At 61.9% G+C, this 18,384-nt stretch carries 14 protein-coding genes and 1 riboswitch; of the genes, 6 read left to right on the top strand and 8 right to left on the bottom strand.

Annotation, left to right across the window (positions count from 1 at the left end):
- Positions 1 to 23: 23 nt before the first annotated feature.
- Positions 24 to 218, bottom strand: coding sequence for a hypothetical protein (locus BC363_RS11420; RefSeq protein ID WP_065783379.1), 195 nt, complete (start codon positions 216 to 218; stop codon positions 24 to 26).
- Between the two features lie 151 nt (positions 219 to 369).
- Here BC363_RS11420 and BC363_RS11415 point away from each other — a divergent pair, with 151 nt between their 5' ends.
- On the top strand, positions 370 to 2,379 hold the full coding sequence (locus BC363_RS11415) for an acyltransferase family protein (protein ID WP_065783378.1): 2,010 nt from the start codon (positions 370 to 372) through the stop codon (positions 2,377 to 2,379).
- 192 nt (positions 2,380 to 2,571) lie between these two features.
- Here the strand turns inward: BC363_RS11415 and bmt are convergent, their stop codons facing one another.
- On the bottom strand, positions 2,572 to 3,588 hold the full coding sequence (gene bmt / locus BC363_RS11410) for a betaine--homocysteine S-methyltransferase (protein ID WP_065783377.1): 1,017 nt from the start codon (positions 3,586 to 3,588) through the stop codon (positions 2,572 to 2,574).
- A gap of 83 nt (positions 3,589 to 3,671) precedes the next feature.
- Entirely contained in the window at positions 3,672 to 4,973 is a 1,302-nt protein-coding gene (locus BC363_RS11405) for an O-antigen ligase (protein ID WP_065783376.1), read from the bottom strand.
- A 420-nt stretch (positions 4,974 to 5,393) separates the two neighbouring features.
- Here BC363_RS11405 and BC363_RS11400 point away from each other — a divergent pair, with 420 nt between their 5' ends.
- Together BC363_RS11400 and BC363_RS11395 are read left to right on the top strand one after the other, a co-directional pair.
- Complete coding sequence (locus BC363_RS11400; protein ID WP_065783375.1) at positions 5,394 to 6,509, top strand: acyltransferase; 1,116 nt, start codon at positions 5,394 to 5,396, stop codon at positions 6,507 to 6,509.
- Positions 6,510 to 6,710: 201 nt separating this feature from the next.
- Entirely contained in the window at positions 6,711 to 7,577 is an 867-nt protein-coding gene (locus BC363_RS11395; protein ID WP_065783374.1) for a D-alanyl-D-alanine carboxypeptidase family protein, read from the top strand.
- A gap of 262 nt (positions 7,578 to 7,839) precedes the next feature.
- Here BC363_RS11395 and BC363_RS11390 read toward each other — a convergent pair whose 3' ends face one another.
- The 4 genes from BC363_RS11390 to BC363_RS35405 form a co-directional block, all read right to left on the bottom strand.
- The gene (locus BC363_RS11390) at positions 7,840 to 8,889 is read right to left on the bottom strand and encodes a glycine betaine/L-proline ABC transporter ATP-binding protein (protein ID WP_065783373.1); all 1,050 of its coding nucleotides are present in this window, start codon (positions 8,887 to 8,889) and stop codon (positions 7,840 to 7,842) included.
- Complete coding sequence (locus BC363_RS11385; RefSeq protein WP_065783372.1) at positions 8,882 to 9,793, bottom strand: proline/glycine betaine ABC transporter permease; 912 nt, start codon at positions 9,791 to 9,793, stop codon at positions 8,882 to 8,884. The genes BC363_RS11390 and BC363_RS11385 overlap by 8 nt, the downstream gene beginning before the upstream one ends.
- 276 nt (positions 9,794 to 10,069) lie before the next feature.
- Entirely contained in the window at positions 10,070 to 11,068 is a 999-nt protein-coding gene (locus BC363_RS11380) for an ABC transporter substrate-binding protein (protein WP_065783371.1), read from the bottom strand.
- A gap of 812 nt (positions 11,069 to 11,880) precedes the next feature.
- Positions 11,881 to 12,024 carry a hypothetical protein gene (locus tag BC363_RS35405; protein WP_139109850.1) on the bottom strand — a complete coding sequence of 48 codons (144 nt, stop codon included), beginning with the start codon at positions 12,022 to 12,024 and terminating at the stop codon, positions 11,881 to 11,883.
- Positions 12,025 to 12,274: 250 nt separating this feature from the next.
- Here BC363_RS35405 and BC363_RS11370 point away from each other — a divergent pair, with 250 nt between their 5' ends.
- Both BC363_RS11370 and BC363_RS11365 read left to right on the top strand, forming a co-directional pair.
- Positions 12,275 to 13,753 carry a cobyric acid synthase gene (locus tag BC363_RS11370; RefSeq protein WP_065783467.1) on the top strand — a complete coding sequence of 493 codons (1,479 nt, stop codon included), beginning with the start codon at positions 12,275 to 12,277 and terminating at the stop codon, positions 13,751 to 13,753.
- A 212-nt stretch (positions 13,754 to 13,965) separates the two neighbouring features.
- Positions 13,966 to 14,592, top strand: a complete 627-nt coding sequence (locus BC363_RS11365; protein WP_065783369.1) for a class I SAM-dependent methyltransferase — start codon at positions 13,966 to 13,968, stop codon at positions 14,590 to 14,592.
- Between the two features lie 141 nt (positions 14,593 to 14,733).
- Here the strand turns inward: BC363_RS11365 and BC363_RS11360 are convergent, their stop codons facing one another.
- Positions 14,734 to 16,971 carry an adenylate/guanylate cyclase domain-containing protein gene (locus BC363_RS11360; protein ID WP_065783368.1) on the bottom strand — a complete coding sequence of 746 codons (2,238 nt, stop codon included), beginning with the start codon at positions 16,969 to 16,971 and terminating at the stop codon, positions 14,734 to 14,736.
- A 294-nt stretch (positions 16,972 to 17,265) separates the two neighbouring features.
- Positions 17,266 to 17,721, top strand: a riboswitch (cobalamin riboswitch).
- 137 nt (positions 17,722 to 17,858) lie between these two features.
- Here BC363_RS11360 and cobU point away from each other — a divergent pair.
- Complete coding sequence (gene cobU, locus BC363_RS11355; protein WP_065783367.1) at positions 17,859 to 18,383, top strand: bifunctional adenosylcobinamide kinase/adenosylcobinamide-phosphate guanylyltransferase; 525 nt, start codon at positions 17,859 to 17,861, stop codon at positions 18,381 to 18,383.
- Position 18,384 lies beyond the last annotated feature (1 nt).

Below are 18,384 nucleotides of genomic sequence, written 5' to 3'. Positions count from 1 at the left end.
ACGCTTGGTACCGATGACAGTGCTTAGATCAACTTGGCGAGCTTGGCGCCGTAGTAGCTCAAGCCACCGGTGACGATGAGGCCGACCCAACTTACCCACATAGGAACTGTCCAGCCGTCGATGACAACCGACCAACCTATGAGAATGCGAACCAAGTGCACCACTGCAACGATCCCGAATATTGCGGCCGCAATCGTCAAGAAGGTCTTCTCGGTCATCGGAAGCTCCTCGTCTCAGAAACAAATAGTCTATATCACACACGCATCAGGGTCGTCTTGCGCCGTCTAGCGAGGGTACCAAGCGTCAGGCTGATATACCACCACGTAAGGCCGTGTTAGCCAGCCGGCCCCACCTAGGTTTTTCTTCCCCATGCATTACAGACCCGAAATCGATGGATTGCGCGCGCTTGCCGTTGCGCCCGTGTTGCTCTTTCATGCCGGTTTCGGATTTCTCGGCGGCGGTTTTGCCGGCGTCGATGTTTTCTTCGTCATCAGCGGTTTCCTGATCACCTCGATCATTCATCGCGAGATCCGCGAGGGTAGCTTCAGCATCGTATCGTTCTATGAGCGCCGCGCCCGCCGACTGGCACCAGCCCTGCTTTTGGTCTGCGCCGTCTGCATTCCCTTTGCTGTCATGTGGATGCTGCCGCAGGAGCTCAACAATTTCGGCAAGAGCCTCTATGCCGTAAACCTGTTTGCCTCGAATTTTCACTTTTGGGACCAGACCGGGTATTTCGAGCCGTCGACCGAGCTGATGCCGCTTCTGCACACCTGGTCTCTGGCCGTCGAGGAGCAGTTCTACGTCGTCTTTCCGCTCCTGTTGCTGGCGCTGCGCCAGTTTTCGACCGCAACGGTGCTGAAGGTTGTTCTCGCCAGCATCCTCCTCAGTTTTGCTGCTGCGCAGGTGCTGGCCGTCGTCGACCCGGCCGCGAACTTCTATCTGCTGCCGAGCCGCTTCTGGGAGCTTGGCGCCGGTGCCGTTCTGGCACTTGGCGGGGTGGATCGGCTGCCGGTCGCCAAGGGCCGGCGCGAACTGCTGGCCGGTATTGGGCTGCTCGCGATCGTCGCAAGTTACGTCCTTGTCGAGCAGTCCCCCGCCTATCCCGGCTGGAAGACCGTGCCGGTCGTAGTTGGAACGGCGCTGGTGCTGGCCTTTGGCCGTCGCGATACGCTGGTCGGCAAGCTGCTTTCGGTCCGGCCGCTGGTGGCGATCGGGCTGATCAGCTACAGCCTCTATCTCTGGCATCAGCCGGTCTTCGCCTTTGCCCGGCTGCGGGCGATCGATGAGATCCCGCCGGCGGGCTATGTCGTTCTGATCGTGCTATGCATCGCGCTTGCCACTCTTAGCTGGCGCTTCGTCGAGCAACCGTTTCGTCAACGCGCGAAGGTCGGTCGCAGCGCCGTCTTCGGGGCGACGCTCGCGGCGGGCGCAGTGGCGCTGGTCGTCGGTTTCGGGTTCGACGGGACCGACGGGCTCGCTTCGCGCAATCGGGAACTCGCGCGCATGATCGAGCCCAGCGTCGGCATCAGCAAGGAATGCGATGCGGTCGTCAACCTCAAATGCGCCACCGGCAGCTCGCCCGAAATCGCTGTTTGGGGCGACTCCTATGCCCGCCACCTCGTCGACGGCATCATCGCATCGAAGCCCGATGTGAAGCTGGTGCAGCTGACGAAGAACAACTGCGGACCGTTTTTCGATCTCGCACCTGTGGTTCCCCGGCTGGGGCAGCAATGGCCGCTGGCCTGTGCTAAGCACAATGCCGAGGTCAAGCGGTTCCTGCTCGCCAACAGGTCGATCCGCTATGTCGTGCTGTCGTCGCCGCTCAGCCAGTATCTGATCGAGGACAAGGTGCTTGTCGGCGGCATCAGGGAGATGCCGTCGGAGCTCAAGACGCTCACCGACAATTTCCGCGCGACGCTCGCCTGGCTGGAGGCGAACGGCTTTGAAACCGTCTTCGTCGCGGCGCCGCCGCGGAACGGTCGTGACACCGGGCTTTGCGTTGCGCGCGTGCGGCTTCTCGGAGATCCGATCGAGCGTTGCGAACTGCCGCTGCGCGATGTGATGACCAACGACAAGGACATGCTGTCGGTGCTTGCCGACATCGCCGACGAATATCCCGTCGTCAGCTTCATGGGCTATCTCTGCGACGAGGACTCCTGCAAAATCGAGGACAAGGGGGTCACCCTGTTCGAAGACCATGGTCACTTCTCGGCGCAGGGTTCGCGGCAGATCGGCCGCTCGTTCGATTTCTACCGAACCTTTATCGGTGCGGCCGAGAGTGATGTGCTTTCGCAGCGAAGGACACCGGCCCTGGCTTTTGCCGTCGCCAACCTTGCAGCGCCTCGAATGGCGCCTGCTGGCCTTTTTCGACAGGATTGAGCGCTTCGCGGCCACGGCAGAACTCACGAATGAAAACGCTCCGGATCAGACGATGCCGGAGCGTTTCATTCTTTTAGATTTTGCGTGCCTTCAAGCGTGTCCGGTTCAGACGGAGTCGCAGAAACGCTCTATCTCTTTGTTTCGACGCATTTCCTGACGGAAAACCGCTTCGCACTTTTCCTGGAAATGCTCTCAGCCGCGGCGGCTGCGCCGTTCGCGGGCTGGAGCCGACGGGCCTTCGTTGGCCGTCTTGTTGCGCAGCGGGCCGATCCTTTCGATGATCACGTCGAGCGTCGGGCGGTCGCGCAGCGAATGCTCGTCGAGCGCAATCCGCATGGCGGCCAGGTGCCCGCAGGTGGTGCCGCAGCAGCCGCCGATGATCTTGGCGCCGGCGTCGGCTGCCAGCCGTGCATATTCCGCCATCAGCGGCGGCGTGCCGGAGTAGTGGATCTCGGAGCCGCGGAATTCCGGAATGCCGCAATTGCCCTTGACGATCACGGTTGCCTCGGGGTTTGCCGAGGTCATGTCGAGCAGGGAGGACAGGATGTCGGACGCGCCAACGCCGCAATTGGCGCCGACGGCAACCGGGCCATCGCCCAGATCCTTGGCGACATCGTGGATGTCCTTGGGATGCAGGCCCATCATGGTCTTGCCGGCGGTGTCGAAGGAGCCGGTATAGACATAGGGCAAACCGACCTTGGTAGCGGCTTCGGCGGCAGCGCGGATCTCGTCCGGCGAGGACATGGTCTCGATCCAGGCGACTTCGGCGCCGCCGGCCTTCAGGCCCTCGATCTGTTCGACGAAAGCCGAGACGGCATCCTCGTAGGACAGTGCGCCAAGCGGGATCAGCAGCTCGCCGGTCGGGCCGACGGAGCCGGCGGTGATGACCTTGCGCGGTGCCTTGTCGGCAACGGCGCGGGCGATTTCGGCTGCGCGCTTGTTGAGTTCGTGCACGCGGTCCTGGGCGTGGTGCAGCTTCAGGCGATGGCGGGTGCCGCCGAAGGAATTGGTCAGGATGATATCAGCGCCGGCATCGACGAAGTCCTGATGCAGCTTGGTGATGTTCTCCGGCCTGGTCTCGTTCCAGATTTCCGGCGCTTCGCCGGCTTCGAGGCCCATCGCGAACAGCGAGGTTCCCGTTGCGCCATCGGCGAGAAGTACGCCCTTTTCGGCGATGAGGTCTGAGAGAACATTGGCTGCAGCGGTCATCGGCTTTTCCCGGCTAGAATGAATGCAGTGAGATATAAAGATATCTTTATGTCTTTGCAAGCATTCGCGCGATCGGCCCGCGACTATTGTTGGCGGCGCAGGCCCATGCGCCCGGCAAGGCCGAGCCCGAGGATGGCAAGCGCCGTCAGCAGCCACATCGGGTCGGCGCGGTTGAGGAAGAAGCTTTCGAGCATGGCGTTGTAGGTCATGAAGATGACGACCATGACGCAGAAGTCGGCAAAGGCGCGTCCCTCCGGCCGGCGCGAGGCGCTGATGTAGTCGAAGAGCGGTTTGACGAAGAGAAGCAGGCTCATGAGGATGCCGCCGGGCAGGCCGAACGTCAGCGCCGCGTCGAGATAGCTGTTGTGGCCGGCGACGATGCCGCGCACATCCCAGTTCGCCTCGAAATTGGCCTCGAGCCCCATGATGACAGGCGAGAGCCAGAAGCTGGAGTAACCCTGGCCGAACCACGGGTGCTCGGCGATGCTTTCGCTGGCGAATTTCCAGATGTCGTCGCGGCCGGTGAAGGTAGCGTCGTCGATGATCGCCTTGGTGATCGACAACATGGTGTCGGAATAGATCGTACCGAGCGTCAGCCCGAAGATCACCGCCGACATGGCGAGGTGGGCGACGATCATCAGGCCAGGACTGCGAACGACGCGTCCGGCAAGCACCAGCGTGATGGCGATCGGCAGGAAGCCGATTGTGGTCTTCGAGCCGGTGTGCAGCACGAAATTCGCTGCGAGCAGGGTGATCGCCCAGCCGCGAAGCGTGGCGCCGGCGCGCAGGCAGTAGATGCCGAACATGCACAGGATCGAAAAGACCGGCGCCGAGACGTTCTTGTGCAGGAGGTGGCCGCGCCAGAAGCCGGCATGCCAGGGTTCGCCGCCGGCGGCCGAGTGAATGGCCAGGTCCGGTGCCACGACGAGCGCCGCATAGTCGATCAGGATGAGGAGCAGGATAGCATTTGCCCCGGCATGAACGAAATCTTCCTCGCTGCGCGGCAGCACCAGCACGCCTGCCACCATGATCATCGCCACGAGGCTGAGCGTCAGGCCGCGGGCGGAAGCCGCCGGATCGTAGGACTGCAGGCAGGAGAAGTAGGCGATGGCGAAGATCGCCGCCCAGGCCGGTGAGACGAGCCGCGCCAGCACCCGTTTGTCGACAACGAGCAGCATCGCGAACAGATAGACCGCGCCGAGCACGAGGTAGCCGACCTGGTTGATGATGTTGCCGTCGTTGGCGGCATTCGGATCGGTCTCCGTGGCGCCCTGAAAGGGCATCAGTGTGAAGACCATGAGGAAAAGCCCGAGGCCGGACAGAAGCGAAGCCAGATGACGCGTCAGCTGTGCGAGCCCCGCGTCGTAGCTTAACCGCGCCGGCACCTGATGCCTTCGCGTAGGAAAGTCTGCCGTGGCGGGGATCCGTTGCATGAGGGCGCCGAGATTGCTGGGGCGAGGACGCCGCCGACACGACGCCGCCTCCTGTTTCGCGGTCCCTGTCTGCACCGCTAAGAGCGGGCCGGGACCTGGCTTGGAGGATGGCGCAATTGGGTTAAGGTCGAATGAAACGAGGCATTGGCTAAATCCGGCATCTTTTTGCAAAAGCGCCTTGCCCCGACAAGCGGCGCCCAATCCCTTCTGGGTTGCGCAGGACGCTCATTACCGGATTTTAAGCCTTCCCGGGCGAAACTGCCGCACGACAGTCCTTGCGGAGCCTGCCTCCTTCGAAGCAGAAAATCCAAACTACGGGCGCAGCGAGATGAAATGGCGGCGCAAGCTGTCAGGGACGGAGCATTCTCCCCAATGGCGAAGAAACCCAAACTTCTGGCGCTCGAATCCTTGCGGGGTTTCGCGGCTTTAGCCGTTGCTCTGCACCATTTCCGTTACGGCAGCCTGCTGAGCGAAAACGCCTTCATCCGGCACGGTTACCTTATGGTCGACTTCTTCTTCGTGCTCAGCGGCTTCGTGATCGCTCTCAATTATGCGAACAGATTGTCGAGCCCAGCGGATCTGGCAAGCTTCCAGCGCCGGCGGTTCTGGCGCCTCTATCCGCTTCACCTGTTCACGCTCCTGGTTTTCCTCGGCATAGAGTGTCTCAAATACGTCTTTGAGCAGAAGACCGGTATCGTTTCCAACAACCCTGCCTTTATCGTTTCCGACGCGAAGGCATTCCTTGCCAATCTTTTTCTGCTGCAGGGCGTGGTTCTGCGCGAGCTCGGGTTCAACATCCCCAGTTGGTCCATCTCTGTGGAGTTCTGGACCTATCTGATCTTCGCTTTGACCATGGGCCTCCTGCGGTTGCCGATGCGCTGGTGCCTTGTTGTGGCTGGCGCGGCCGCCATCATCCTGCTCGCCCTGGAGGGAGGGCGGCTCGAAACCGATCCGATCTTTGCGATCATCCGCTGCATATTTTCCTTTTTCCTGGGGGCGTGGGCCGCTTCGCTCCACATCCGGCTTCCCCGAAAGGCGGCGGCGCCGATGGCTGCAGGCGCGCTGGCGCTCGTCGTTGTGGCAATCTGGGATCTCGGCGGAAGCCGTGCGGAGATTCTTCTGCCACCTCTTTTCGCAGCGACGGTCGTCGCGGTTGCGAACCTGCAGGAGGGTACCGCGTTGCGCCGCTTCCTCGAGTGGCCGTCCTTCGTCTGGTTGGGCACCGTCAGCTACAGCGTGTACTTGATCCATTCCATTGTCGGTTGGGTGGTCACCCAGGGTCTGCGCTTCGGCCTGAAGCTTCCAACCCATGTCGCTTCCGATGGGGACACGGTTCTGACGCTCGGCCAAGGGTTCGGAACGCTGGTGACGCTCGTCGCCATGGCGGGGGTGTTGGCTGTCTCCTATCTGACCTTCCGCTTCATCGAGAGACCCTTTCTGTCGGGCTGGCCCTTCGGGGCGAGGGCGGTCGCGCCGCGCAACGGCTAGGCAGGTTCGATTTTGCGCGGAAGCCCCGTTGTCCGTTGAGGCCATTTTGGCCGAAACGGGGCGGGTGCTCACGACGAAAAGCCGCAGCCTATGGGCGATTGCGGCTCGCCTGCGATCGCTGTAAAAGGCCGCACCTATGTCGTCGCTCGCTTGCCCGCGAATATCGCGCGCTGATCGATAGCCTCAAACGAGAAGAACATCATGCATTTCACTATCCGGACACTCGCGTCGGCGGCGGTTTCACTCGGTCTGTTGCTCAGCGGTGCTTCCTATGCTTTCGCCGGCAAGGCCCATGTGGTTCTCGACGCGCAGACCGGCACGGTTCTCGAAGCCGACAATGCCGACGTGCTCAACTATCCCGCGTCGCTGACCAAGATGATGACGCTCTATCTGGCGTTCGAGGCGCTTCAGAACGGCACGCTGACCTGGGATCAACGGCTGACGATGTCGGATAATGCCAATGGCAAGGAGCCCTTCAAGCTGGCCGTCGGCGTCGGCCGCACTGTTTCCGTCCGCGAAGCGGTCATGGGTATGATCGTGCTGTCGGCCAATGATGCCGCGGTTGCGGTCGGTGAACAGCTGGCCGGCACGGAAGCGGGTTTTGCCAAGGTGATGACCGAGAAGGCCCATCAACTCGGCATGGCCAGCACCGTGTTCAAGAATGCCAACGGCCTGCCCGATCCGCAGCAGGTGACGACGGCGCGTGACATGGCGACACTCGGCATTGCGCTCATGCGCGACTTCCCGGAAGAGTTCGCGCTGTTTTCGAACCGCACCATCGAATTCCGGGGCATGAAGCTTCGCGGCCACAACAACGTGATGAACCGCTATGCTGGCGCGGACGGCATCAAGACCGGCTACACCACCGCATCGGGCTACAACGTCGTCACCTCGGCGACGCGCGACGGCAAACGCCTCGTCGGCGTTGTCATGGGCGGCGAGACCGCCGAAAAGCGTGACAACCAGATGATGGGCCTGCTCGACAAATATTTCCCGGCGACCAGCGACACGCTTTCGTCCGCAAGCACCGTCGAGCCGGCTGCTGCGGAAACGACGAAGACCAACTGAGGATCGCGGCCGGCAGATAGCCGGGGCATGCCGAGGCTGATATCAGCCGCGCGCAAAAAGTCCCGACAGCAGGCGGCTCCTCCTGAGCCGCATGTCTTTCTTACAGCGCCGCGCGTCTATTTAGACGCGCGTCCTTAGATCGATTCCGACTTAAGGAATTATGCAGTAGCCGATGTTACCGGGCCTGAAATGCGACGGGCGCCGCGGCGAGCTCCTCCAGGAGGAAATGCCGGGCGCCCTTGGTCGGCCTCTTTTGCCTGCCTTACGCGGCGGCTCGCTTGTCCTCGTGGCTGGTGGGCGTCACCATGGCCGAGATGATCGTCGGCAGATCGAGTGCGCCGATCGGGCGGCCGTTCTCGTCGACGACATGGGCCGCGTTGACGTGGGCGCCGGTCATGGCGCGGGCCGCCGATTCCAGCACCGTGCCCATCGCCAGCGGCATGCCCTCGGGGTTGCCGGAAAGCGGCCGCATGATCGTCTCGACATTGATGACGCGCCCGCGGTTCACTTCCTTGACGAAGGCTGTGATGTAGTCGTCGGCCGGCGACAGCACGATCTGCTGGCCCGTCCCCTGCTGCACGACGCGGCCATCGCGCAGGATGGCGATCTTGTCGCCGAGCCGCAGCGCCTCGTCGAGGTCGTGGGTGATGAAGACGACGGTCTTCTTCAACTCCTTCTGCAGGTCGAGAAGCACGGTCTGCATATCGACGCGGATCAGCGGATCGAGCGCCGAATAGGCTTCGTCCATCAACAGGATGTCGGCATCGTTGGTGAGTGCCCGGGCCAGGCCGACGCGCTGCTGCATGCCGCCGGAAAGCTGGTTCGGATAGTGGTTCTCGAAGCCCTTGAGGCCGACACGCTCGATCCAGCCGCGCGCGCGCTTTTCGCTTTCCGCCTTGCCGACGCCCTGGATTTCCAGGCCGTAGACGGTGTTGTCGAGAACGGTCCGGTGCGGCAAAAGTGCGAATTTCTGGAACACCATCGCCGTCTTGTGGCGGCGGAATTCGCGCAGGTCGTTGTCGCTCATCTTGCAGACGTCGACGCCGTCATAAAGGACTTCGCCGGCGGTCGGGTCGATCAGCCGGTTGATGTGGCGGATCAGCGTCGACTTGCCCGAACCCGACAGTCCCATGACCACCATCACGCCGCCGGCCGGCATCGAGATGTTGATGTCCTGCAGGCCGAGCACGTGGCCGTGCTTCTCGTTGAGTTCCGCCTTGCCCAGGCCCCGCTTGACCGCATCGACATAGTCGCCGCCGTTGGGGCCGAAGATCTTGTAGAGGTTCTTCACCTCGATCGCGTGACTAGCCATGGATAACCTCCGAATGCTTCTGCAGCCGCCTGCCGAAGGCCTGGCTGGTACGGTCGAAAATGATGGCGATACCGACAAGGGCGAAGCCATTGAGGAAACCGACGGTGAAGAACTGGTTGGCGATCGCCTGCAGCACGTTCTTGCCGAGACCGCCGACGCCGATCATCGATGCGACGACGACCATCGCCAGCGACATCATGATGGTCTGGTTGATGCCGGCCATGATGGTGGGCAGCGCCAGCGGCATCTGCACGTTCTTCAGCTTCTGCCAGGCCGAGGAACCAAAGGCGTCGGCGGCTTCCAGCACTTCCTGGTCGACGAGGCGAATGCCGAGATTGGTGAGCCGGATCATCGGCGGCACGGCATAGATGACGACGGCGATCAGGCCCGGAACCTTGCCGATGCCGAAGATCATCACGACCGGGATCAGGTAGACGAAGCTCGGCATCGTCTGCATCACGTCGAGCACCGGATTGACGATCGATTGCACCCGATCCGAGCGGGCCATCAGAATGCCGATCGGAATGCCGATCAGGATCGAGATCAGCGTGCAGACGGTGACCATCGCCAGCGTGATCATCGTGTCGTTCCACAGGCCGACGAGGCCGATGGCGATCATCGACAGCGCCGTGCCGATCGTGATGTTGATGTTGCGGCTGCCGAGATAGACGACTGCGACCATGAGCACGAGGATGACGATCCACGGCGAGCCGACGAACAGGCTTTCGAGATAGTTCAGAAACCATTGAAGCGGCTGCACGACCGTGTCGATGGCGTCGCCATAGGAGCGGACGAAACCTTTGAAGCCATCGTCGATTGTCTTGCGAGCCAGGCGGATCGTTCCGTCGTCAATGGCAGGGAACTTGCAGAGCAACTCTGGCAAGACACTGCAGATGGATGCCATATTTTTCCCCTTCTTGGCCTGAAGTCTTATAACGCCGACTGCGTCTTCGAGACCTGTCGTTGCCGGTCCTTGCGCAGACTTGGCTGGTGACCTCTTCGGGTCCCGGCGTGAGGAATGTGACAGCGGAACGTGACGCCCGCTTTACTGAATGCGACGCGAACTGAGCCCGTTCGTCGCCCTGAGCATCGGTCGCCACGCCCGGCAATCTTTCCGGCGGGCGAAGACGCCGATGCAGGCGACCGCTTTTCATGCGGGCGCCTGCATCACCAGCCAAAATCAGAGCGCAGCCTTGACCTTCTCGGCCACATCAGGGCTTACCCAGGTGGTCCACATGTCGGGGAACTCCTCGAGGAAGTGCTTTGCGGCATCCTCGTTCGTGCCCTGGTTCTCATCCATCCAGGCGAGAACCTTGTTGACGGTGCCGTTGTCCCACTTGCGCGCCTTGACGTAGTCCATGGCGACGCCGGCCTTTTCGGCGAAGGACTTGGTCACGACAGTGAAGACGTCGGAGACCGGGTAGGAGTTCACTTTCGGGGCCGGGCAATCCGGCACGGCCGAGCAGGCGTCCCATTCCTTCTTGTCGTGATCGACGCCGAAGGAGAGGCGGGTCATCTCGTACTTGCCGAGGATGGCGGTCGGTGCCCAGTAGTAACCGAGCCAGCCGGTCTTCTTGGCAAAGGCGTTGGCGATCGAGCCGTCGAGGCCGGCAGCAGAACCGGTGTCGATCAGCTGGAAGCCGGCCTTTTCAGCATCTATCGCCTTGTAGAGATTGGCGGTCGAAACCTGGCAGTTCCAGCCCGATGGGCAATTGTGAATGGCGGCCTTCGACGGATCTTCCGGCGCCGGGAACAGGTCGGGATGCTTGAGCGCATCCTGGACGGTCTTGATGTCGGGGTTGGCATCGGCGAGGAATTTCGGAATCCACCAGCCTTCGACACCGCCTTCGCTCAGGATCTTGGCGGCTTCGATCAGCCGGCCTTCCTTGATGGCCGCGTCAAGCGGCGTGCGAACGGAGTTGACCCAGAGTTCCGGCGCCATGTCCGGCTGGGCCTTTTCGTTCATAGAGGCAAAGGTCGGCATGGTGTCGCCGGTGACCAGCGTCACGGTGCAACCGTACCCGTTTTCCAGAATGAACTTGTCCACGTGTGCGGCGACGCCCGCCGACGCCCAGTTCATCTCGGCAATGCTGACCTCACCGCATTCCGCGGCCTGCGCGGAACCCGCGAGCGCATACAGACCCGCGGCGAGAATGGTGGAAGCGAGGAGTTTCTTCATGTTGCAAGACCTCCCAGTCTTTAACTGCAGCCAACGATCAAACGGGCGTCATCGGGACGCCCTCGCATCCCCGTCACCCGAACCAAATTAGCAGCCTGGGGTTCGGCAAATGACAAGCCAAGGGTAGCCCCCGCTGCGGCGATCTGGGAGTTCGTTTTGTCCTGGCCGCGGAACCCTGTCGCCGGCCGGATCTCCTCTGTACCGCGTTGCAAGCCTAAGTATTCTCGTTGGGAAATCAACCTCTTGAATCGGAAAACAGCCGGGTCTGGCTGGTGGCGGCGTCTGTCTGCGACATGACCGAAGGGGATCTTTCGGCTTCGGAGGTCCCAAATTTAAGCATTTGCGACAATTAGTGCCGCAAAATATAGCGGTCGCCGCGATGCTCGTTTTTGATCTGTTGCAATCAGGACCTTTCCTGTCGTGAATGCGTCACTGGTATTTTCCGCAGATGTCGCGAAAAAAAATCAAAAAAAGCCACGATTCATCTTTCGTTAAATCCTCAATAACCATCCGGTAACGATGTCCGGCTAATTGTTGTTGCGCGGCGGGCAACTGCCGCCGGCCCGGATCAAGGTAGTGCGTCCCGGGTTTGAGCGAACCTTCGGTGTGTGTTTCCGGAGTGACCAGCGTTTTTTGGAAGCCGCATCCCTCGATAGGAGGTCGATGCGGTTTTCGCGTTTTTGTCCCGCGATTTCACGGTCATCCGGCGAAAAAAAACCGCCTCCACGAGGGGAGACGGCTGGAGGAGAAGGCGTTAGCTGCTGGAATGCAAAGCCGTGGCCGATAGGGGCCCGATCCGCGGGCCGGATGGGTCAGCCGACGTTGGACGTGCGGATGAAGCCGAGCGGTCCGAAGGGAGCGTCGAGAACGACGTTGCGAACGCGCGACTGGCTGACCGGTGACTTGGAATTCCAGGCGATCTGAACGAAATTCGGTTTGCTGAAAATGTACAGCATGGACATGGACCTTGAGAGGCCGGACGTCTGTGGTCCGGTGTGTGTTTCGGTGGCGCTGATATAGGCTCGCGCCTCACGAAATTGAATGCCAAACTCGTCACAGGATGTCGCATTTACGCTGGTTTCGGAGAGAAACTCGACAAGCTTGATAAGCGACCGAAACAGTCTGTCATCGACGCGCCGCAAATGCGGCGAAATCGTGTCAAAACAGCTCTTTGCTGCCGGTCAAATCGATGTTACCGGTGGCGCCATGACACGCAAGATCATGCTGCAGGGAACCGGCTCTGATGTCGGAAAATCGGTATTGGTGGCGGGCCTCTGCCGGCTCGCCTCCAATCGCGGGTTGAAGGTCAGGCCGTTCAAGCCGCAGAACATGTCGAACAATGCCGCCGTGTCGGATGACGGCGGCGAAATCGGCCGGGCGCAATGGCTGCAGGCGCTGGCCGCCCGCGTGCCGTCTTCGGTGCACATGAACCCGGTGCTGTTGAAGCCGCAGTCGGATGTCGGCAGCCAGATCGTCGTGCAGGGCAAGGTCGCCGGTCAGGCGAGGGGCCGGGAATATCAGGCGCTGAAGCCGAAGCTGCTCGGCGCGGTGATGGAAAGCTTCGAGCAGATCGCAGCCGGCGCCGATCTCGTCGTCGTCGAGGGTGCCGGGTCGCCGGCCGAAATCAACCTGAGGGCGGGCGACATCGCCAATATGGGTTTTGCGACGCGCGCCGATGTACCTGTCGTCCTCGTCGGCGATATCGACCGCGGCGGCGTCATCGCCTCGCTGGTGGGGACGCATGCGATCCTGCCCGACGAGGATCGACGCATGGTGTCGGGCTATTTGATCAACAAGTTTCGCGGCGACGTCACGCTGTTCGACGATGGCATTGCCGCGATCGGCCGCTACACCGGCTGGCCCTGCTTCGGCGTGGTGCCGTGGCTGAAGGCGGCAGGTCGGTTGCCGGCGGAGGATTCGGTCGTGCTTGAAAAGCTGGCGCGCGGCGAGGGGCGGGCGCTCAAGATTGCCGTGCCGGTGCTGTCGAGAATTGCCAATTTTGACGATCTCGATCCACTCGCGGCCGAACCGGACGTCGATCTCGTCTTCGTCAAGCCAGGCAGCCCGATCCCGGCGGACGCCGCGCTCGTCGTCATCCCCGGCTCGAAATCGACCATCGGCGATCTCAAGGATTTCAAGGGCCAGGGTTGGGACGAGGATCTCAAGCGCCACGTGCGGCGCGGCGGTCGGGTGATCGGTATCTGCGGCGGCTACCAGATGCTTGGCGTCCGCGTCACCGATCCGCTCGGCATCGAGGGCGGCGAACGGGAAATCGCGGGGCTCGGACTGCTCGACGTCGAAACCGAGATGGCGCCGGAAAAGACCCTGCGCAACAGCCGGGCCTGGTCGCTGGAACACGATGTGGCGCTTGAAGGCTACGAGATCCATCTTGGCTGCACCACCGGTGCCGATTGCGACCGGCCGTCGATCCGCATCGACGGTCGCGCCGACGGCGCCCTTTCGGCCGATGGCCGGGTGATGGGAACATACCTGCACGGGCTGTTTTCCAGCGACGCCTATCGCGCTGCCCTGCTTAAAAGCTTTGGCATCGAAGGCGGTATCGGCAATTACCGCCAGTCGGTCGACACGGCGCTCGATGATGTCGCTGCCGAGCTCGAGGCGGTTCTCGACCGTGCTTGGCTGGAGGGACTGCTCGGCGGCTACAGCGCCGCGCGTCATATATGACGCGCAAAGGACGCTGTAACGCTTTAAACTTGCTGCATAATTTTATCCTTAAATCGGATCCGACTTAAGGAATTATGCAGTAGGGTCGGGATGTTGCGCCGTTGAACCAAGGGCGCCATGCGCCGTAGAATGCAGCAGCGGCGGGACGCCGGCGCGCTGAAATCGAGTTCGAAGGCGATTTGGCTGTCCGGCTCCGGAAAGAAGGCGTTTTGATGAGCGACGAAGACAGACGGACCCATTGGGACAATGCGTACGCGTCCAAGGGCGAGGCGGGCGTAAGCTGGTTCGAGGATGCGCCGGCAGTCTCGTTCGATCTCATCCGGCAATGCGTGGCGATTGCGGATGCCTCCTTGATCGACATCGGCGGCGGCGCATCACGTCTGGTCGACAAACTCCTTGGCGAAGGCATGCGTGCAATTACAGTGCTCGATCTGTCGCCCGCCGCTCTCAGCGCCGCAAAAGCAAGGCTTGGCACGCGCGGCGATGATGTGGAGTGGATTGCTGCTGACGTGACCGAGTGGCGACCCGCCCGATCGTATGACGTCTGGCATGATCGAGCGGCTTTTCATTTCCTGACCGAGCCGGATGATCGCGCCGCCTATATCGACCGGCTTCACGCCGCAGTAAAGCCGGGCGGCCATGCCATCATCGCCACCTTCGCGCTTGATGGCCCTGAACGTTGCAGCGGATTGCCGGTCGTGCGCTATGACCCGGCGACACTCGCCGGCCTCATCGGGCCGTCCTTCCGGCTTGTGGAGGAGCGCCGGCATATCCACGCGACCCCCTCGGGCTCTACCCAGGCCTTTCAGTTCAGCGTGCTGCAGCGGGTGACGCGGTAGCGCCGGTGTCGCTCACGGGTTCTGCGCCTGCGGTCGGCGGAGCAAATGAAAGCGGGCAAATTGCGCCACTCGGCGCCAAATGCGACCAGTGCCAGCTTTGGGCCGCCCGAAGCGGCTGCAGGCGTTGGAAAGGGGCAAGGCTCAAGGAGCTTGCCGCACCGGTGAGAACGTGAAGGCCCTGTCCCCGTGGTGCCAGATAAACTCGTTCTCTTTGGTGCTTAGTCCTCCGGGGTTTTGCAGCACGACGCCGCATAGGTTCGTGGTTTTGCGCCACAGGAAGCAAACCTCGCCTCCCTCAAATCGGACTTCGACGTCGGCCATGCGACCACCGCCCATGGAAGCCCAGCCTCCCGACAGGGTGGCTATGCCGCCAGTTGAAATGATTGCCTCATGTCCCTCGCCAGAGTCCAACACGCGTCCACGCAGTCGATGTCCCAGGAACAGCGAACGGATTTCGCCGGCCGTCAGCCCGTTCCTGCCGCTGAAGTCGCTGCTCGTCAGGGTCTCAGGCACGCCCGCCAGGCGAAGTCCCTGGTAGAGCCGAGCGCTGTCCTCCGGCCGCGCCAGGTCCAGTGGCGGGCAGGTTGAGATGGTGGCGGCAACTCCACCGCGTCCGACGCGAAGCGCGTTGAAACGGGCGACTGCAGCCTCGGCTTCCGCTCGGTGACCCAGATGCCCGGATGCGGCGGCGAGAAGAAGGAAGGAGCCGTCATCCTGAGGATTGAGTTCGGTGCTGCTCTTGGCTGCCACCGCCGCCGCCTCGAAATTCTCCAGGCTGAACTCCGTCAATCCGAGGACGTAGATGAAAAACGACGGGGAATGCGGGTCGAGGCGGATTGCAGTGCGGATATAAGGCAGGGCCTCTGCCGGCCGTCCGGCGGAGGTAAGGACGAATGCCATCAACGCGTAGCTCCAGGAATCGCCGGGTTCGAGCGTGATGGCTTCCTTGAGCTCGGCAAGCGCTGCGGCGTGCTGCCAGTCGGCTTCGGACAGGACACCGGCCGCCTGATAGGCCAGCGCCGTTTTTTGCTTCGGCGCGGTCCGGAGATACTGCGTCGCCTTGGCTCGCGCTTCGAACCGCGAGATGCCCAAACGATAATGCCAACGCCACAGGTAGATGCGTGCGTAGACCATGGCCGCCGCTGCGTAAGCGCGACCATACGCAGGATCGAGCGCAATCGCCTGCTCGAAATAGGGCACCGCCTTTGCGAAGTCTTCGGGAGTCGTGCGTCGGTGATGCTCCCAGCCGCGCAGGAACGCATCGAACGCCGCCGGGACCGTCGTTTCCTTGCGCCCAAAGGCCATCTGCTCGTCGGGATTCAGCCGAAGTGCAAGAGCATCCGCAATCCCGCGCGTCACTTCGTCTTGCAGCGCAAAGACATCGGCGAGTGAACCGTCGAACTTTCCGGCCCAAACGTGTCCTCCGCTGAGTGAGTCGATGAGCTGGGCATTGATGCGGAGTTGTTCTCCGGCGCGCTGCACACTGCCTTCGAGGACATATCTGACACCGAGTTCCTCGGACACCTGCCTGGGCGTCACCGCCTTACCCTTGTAGGTGAAGGTCGAGTTGCGCGCGATGACAAACAAACCGGACACCTGGGCCAGCTCGGTAACGAGGCCGTCGGTCATGCCGTCGGCGAAATATTCCTGCTTGGGATCATCGCTCACATTAGCAAACGGGAGCACTGCGATCGACGGCTTATCCGGCGGGCTCAGGTCCGAGCGTTGGCTCGAGGCTGCTTCCATGGCCGGCTCCCACGACCGCCACCAAGCCACACCGCCAGCGACGCCGAGCACCACAGCAAGCGTTACGAGCGTTGCCCAGCGTCTTATGCGGCGTCCCGTGACGGTTGCACCGCTGGGGCGAGCTTCGCCCAGCCAGAGGCGGTAGGTCCGCACCGGCTTTTCGATATGCTTCAGGCGCTGTTCGCCGAGAAAGACGAAGCCGACGTCCAGGTGCTTCTCAACTTGGTCGTAAGCGGTGCCGGAGATGACTATTCCGCCGGGTTCGGCCAGGCTCTGCAGCCGCTCGGCGATGATGACGCCATCGCCTTGGATGTCGTCGCCCTCAACGATAACGTCGCCGAGATTGATGCCGATACGGAATTCCAGCCGGCGCTCATCGACGCCGCGGCTCTCGGACTTCGCCCGCTGCACCTCCACCGCACAGCGGACCGCCTCGACGACACTGTGGAACTCGACCAGCAAGCCGTCGCCCATGGTCTTGATCAACCGCCCGCGATGCGCGGCAATCCTTTGTTCGAACAGTTCGTGCAGATCGGCCTGAAAGCGCGCGCAAGTGCCCTCCTCGTCGGCTTGGCTGAGTAGCCCATAGCCGGAAACGTCGGCAATCATCACGGCAGCAAGCCTGCGTTCCATTTGCCTTCCGGATAAACGAAGTCGCTTTGTCGATTACTTTGTCGAAATATCTTGTATTGCTAAAATATACTTCATTTGCTGCGGAATATCCTCCGTTTCCTGAGATCGAGTTCGTATCGCGGGAAACCTCTCCGCGCCCGCACAACTTTCGCGACCGCATTCGGAGCCAGGGTGTCTTTGCGCCCCGGCCTTGATTGGTGGCATGTGCGACTGAATGCTGGCGAATTGTCGCGTGCCGCATCTCGATGGGTGGCGTGTCGCACGCGTCGATTGACTTTGGTGCGCCCGCTTCCTAATCATCGGATGTTGGATGGTTTCCCCGGATCGTGGCGATGCGGGGGAATAATTGGGAATGTGACGGATGGACCCAAATCGGGCATCCTTATCGCAGCCGACCCCGCGACTGTAGAACGGTCAGGGTTCGCCATCGGGCTGAAGGCCGGCTTCCGTTCGATTGCATGGGGCAATCGCAGGTGGTTTGGAAATCAGTCGGAAAAGCCACTGGCGTGGCTTCGTGATCAGCCGGGTTGGACGCCTCTTCTTCTACGAATCGTCCGCCTTTCACGAAACCGCCCACAGCGCCGCGCGTCGGAGACGACGCGCAAAGGTTCGCTGTGGCACCGGAAAGCGCCGGGAAGGTGAGGCGGGCCGTTCGGGCCCAGGCATCGGTGTTCGCGTCATAACGGGGCACGATGCAGTGGACCCGTGACGCCGTGAGCCAGGAGACCTGCCGTCCGACAGGGGCATTCCGCCCGAAGGGAAGCCCGCTTCCCACGCCATCACGGAGGTTGTCTTGGCTCATAGATCGTTTCCCGAACGCGCCTTAGGCGCGGTGAAATCCTGTTGCCGCACGAATTCGCTACCAAGCACATGAGGCCGCAACGCACATGAGCAATTCCAGTGCCGGGCCGGTTCTCGTCCTCGGCGGCGCCCGTTCCGGCAAATCCAGCTTTTCCGAAAGGCTCGTCGAAGCCTCGGGGCTAAACATGCACTATGTCGCGACCGGCCGTGCCTGGGACGACGAGATGCGCGAGCGCATCGACCATCACCGGGCAAGGCGCGGCGATGGCTGGACGACGCATGAGGAGCCGCTCGATCTCGTTTCGCTGCTGACACGCATCGATGACGGAAACCGCGTGGTTCTCGTCGACTGCCTGACGCTGTGGGTTACCAACCTGATGATGGAAGGACGCGACATGGCGGCGGAGTTCGCCGCCCTGGCCGCCTTTCTGCCTGAGGCGCGGGCGCGCCTGATCCTTGTTTCCAACGAAGTCGGCCTCGGCATCGTGCCCGAGAACCGCATGGCCCGCGACTTCCGCGACCATGCCGGCCGGCTTCACCAGATCGTTGCGGAGAAATCTGCGGAAGTTTACTTTGTCGCGGCCGGTTTGCCGCTGAAAATGAAGGGTTGAT

Origin of the sequence: Ensifer sp. LC384 (assembly GCF_001695865.1) — a bacterium.
GTDB lineage: Bacteria > Pseudomonadota > Alphaproteobacteria > Rhizobiales > Rhizobiaceae > Ensifer.
This window is presented reverse-complemented; position numbering and strand designations above follow the sequence as displayed.

Excerpts from the sequence above, each read along its gene's own strand:
- BC363_RS11420 (WP_065783379.1), bottom strand. The coding sequence starts at position 218 with ATGACCGAGAAGACCTTCTTGACGATTGCGGCCGCAATATTCGGGATC.
- BC363_RS11415 (WP_065783378.1), top strand. The coding sequence starts at position 370 with ATGCATTACAGACCCGAAATCGATGGATTGCGCGCGCTTGCCGTTGCG.
- bmt (WP_065783377.1), bottom strand. The coding sequence starts at position 3,588 with ATGACCGCTGCAGCCAATGTTCTCTCAGACCTCATCGCCGAAAAGGGC.
- BC363_RS11400 (WP_065783375.1), top strand. The coding sequence starts at position 5,394 with ATGGCGAAGAAACCCAAACTTCTGGCGCTCGAATCCTTGCGGGGTTTC.
- BC363_RS11395 (WP_065783374.1), top strand. The coding sequence starts at position 6,711 with ATGCATTTCACTATCCGGACACTCGCGTCGGCGGCGGTTTCACTCGGT.
- BC363_RS11390 (WP_065783373.1), bottom strand. The coding sequence starts at position 8,889 with ATGGCTAGTCACGCGATCGAGGTGAAGAACCTCTACAAGATCTTCGGC.
- BC363_RS11385 (WP_065783372.1), bottom strand. The coding sequence starts at position 9,793 with ATGGCATCCATCTGCAGTGTCTTGCCAGAGTTGCTCTGCAAGTTCCCT.
- BC363_RS11380 (WP_065783371.1), bottom strand. The coding sequence starts at position 11,068 with ATGAAGAAACTCCTCGCTTCCACCATTCTCGCCGCGGGTCTGTATGCG.
- BC363_RS35405 (WP_139109850.1), bottom strand. The coding sequence starts at position 12,024 with ATGCTGTACATTTTCAGCAAACCGAATTTCGTTCAGATCGCCTGGAAT.
- BC363_RS11370 (WP_065783467.1), top strand. The coding sequence starts at position 12,275 with ATGACACGCAAGATCATGCTGCAGGGAACCGGCTCTGATGTCGGAAAA.
- BC363_RS11365 (WP_065783369.1), top strand. The coding sequence starts at position 13,966 with ATGAGCGACGAAGACAGACGGACCCATTGGGACAATGCGTACGCGTCC.
- BC363_RS11360 (WP_065783368.1), bottom strand. The coding sequence starts at position 16,971 with ATGGAACGCAGGCTTGCTGCCGTGATGATTGCCGACGTTTCCGGCTAT.
- cobU (WP_065783367.1), top strand. The coding sequence starts at position 17,859 with ATGAGCAATTCCAGTGCCGGGCCGGTTCTCGTCCTCGGCGGCGCCCGT.